General features: G+C 55.5%; 3 protein-coding genes. 2 read left to right on the forward strand and 1 reads right to left on the reverse strand.

Annotated elements, in window-relative coordinates:
- Window positions 1-473 (forward strand): CocE/NonD family hydrolase (locus X742_RS0139345; protein ID WP_031248795.1); only part of this gene is annotated, 473 nt, incomplete at its 5' end.
- 97 nt (window positions 474-570) lie between these two features.
- Here X742_RS0139345 and X742_RS140630 read toward each other — a convergent pair.
- Window positions 571-1,338 (reverse strand): class I SAM-dependent methyltransferase, encoded by a 768-nt coding sequence (locus X742_RS140630; protein WP_023783304.1) that lies wholly within the window; start codon window positions 1,336-1,338, stop codon window positions 571-573.
- 463 nt (window positions 1,339-1,801) lie between these two features.
- Between X742_RS140630 and X742_RS1000000175285 the strand changes: the two genes are divergently transcribed.
- The coding region (locus tag X742_RS1000000175285; protein ID WP_210164356.1) for a LysR family transcriptional regulator at window positions 1,802-1,986 on the forward strand (185 nt) is incomplete at its 3' end.

Raw genomic sequence — 1,986 nt, forward strand, 5'->3', positions numbered from 1 at the left:
AGTTCGACGCCGATCGCCTTGCCTACACGAGCGAGCCGTTGACCAGCGATGTTGAGATAACAGGACACGTCGTGGTCCATTTGAACATCACTTCGACCCGAGAGGACGGTAACTTTTTCGCCTATCTGGAAGCCGTGAAGCCCGACGGAGTGTCCTGCTACCTCACCGACGGCCAGCTTCGCGCCTTGCACCGAAAGGTGTGGGCGGACTCACCATTCAGCGCGCTGGGACCACAGCACAGCTACCTGAGACGCGACGCCGAACCGCTTATACCGGGCGAGGCCGCGATCCTGACTTTCACGTTGCATCCGATTTCCGCCCGTGTCCCGGCCGGCTACCGTCTGAGGGTGTGTCTCGCTGGTAGCGACAAGACCACCTTTGCAAATGTTCCCGTCGACGGCGAGCCGCCCATCCTCCAACTTCATCGAGGCCCGGCCGGTTGTTACATCGACCTGCCGATTATCGAGCCTTGAGCAGAAGCCATATTGTTACAAACTAGGGATCTGCCGAATGGGGAGAGGTCTTGGGCGATCCTGTTCGGCGGTAAACCGAGATATGACGGTTGGANAACTAGGGATCTGCCGAATGGGGAGAGGTCTTGGGCGATCCTGTTCGGCGGTAAACCGAGATATGACGGTTGGATGCATCGGTGAACGCACCTCTCGCCCAATCTCCCCAACGCTCCGCTAACTCAAGTCCTCCGTATTCGGCCATGGTATCGAGCTCCTGGTGAAAAACGTAACGACTACGCTGTGGGAAACGTCTGACCGATGTGCCAGAAAACCAGAGGAGGGTTGAAATCAAGTTCTGTTTAAGTGGTTCATGGATTGCCGCATTGATGAATGTGTTATCGTGATCAACGAGTGTAGTAGAAATTTTCTGGCCGTTGACGAAACCAGCCAAGACTGGAACACGCAGTTCTATCACAAAAACTCCCCCCTCATGTAACGCCTGTGCAGCAGATCTGAGGCAAGCTATTTGCTCTTCGCGCGTGGAGAGCAGCGTAAACGTATTATAAACGCAATACACCAGATCGTAGCGTTGCTCTGGACTGAAATCGGCTATGTCCTCGTTCCAGGCCTTGATCAGACCGGTACGCTTGGCGAGAAGTTTCAACATACTGTCCGAATTGTCGATACCTTCGACCTTGACGCCGCGCTCGCTCAATGGCACCGCCACGCGCCCGCTGCCTATGCCAAGTTCAAGAGCACTCCTTCCGCCGGAAAATCGCTCGAGAAAGGCGGCCGTTTCGTCTGCCTCAGCGTCTTTACCTAGCATTCTGGTAATTTGTTCATAGGTCGGAGCCGAATTCTCGTCATAGCTATACTCATTAGACATATTCGATACTCCTGTATTTGCGTATATCCGTCCCAGCAACTGGCCGAAGGGCGGCGACGTGGTCAGGGTTTCAAGCGTGTCACCAGGACGGACAATGACCGGCTCCCTTTCCTGGGCGAACCTCGCAGTTCAAAGAGCAAGCGCTATGCCAACTAGTCGGATCCAGCCGGTGGTGATGCGAGACGAGCTTTACGGAGGCGCCTGCTGCATCCGCCGCAGGCGCGGTCAGTTCAGGACCGACAGTTGGCGATTGTCGGTAACCGCACAAAATTGCGCCGTTGCAAACAGACGGAATCGGTAATTGCTCACCTTTCCGCTAGCGCTGGGCAGTGAGTGGGCGCTGAGGGTTGAGGTTAAACCGTTGAGTGGATTGATGGTCCGTCGTCGGGCGGTTTTGAGCACGGAAGGTGGCGGGGTAGAGCTTGACGGCCCAGAAGATTAAGAGGTCACCCTGACGGGGGAATTGCCCGCGCTGAACGGCATCAGCTTCGCGCGCACTGATACCGATACATTCGTCACACAACTATTGCGCATCCAACATGATTTAAGTATAGATCGATCGCGAATGAGGAATAATATCACTCTCAGGCATTTGCGTGCGTTCGTCGCGATCGCGGAGCGGGGCGGGTATACCGCTGCAGCCCAGTT

Source organism: Mesorhizobium sp. LNHC229A00 (genome assembly GCF_000502415.1).
In the GTDB taxonomy this organism is placed as follows: domain Bacteria; phylum Pseudomonadota; class Alphaproteobacteria; order Rhizobiales; family Rhizobiaceae; genus Mesorhizobium.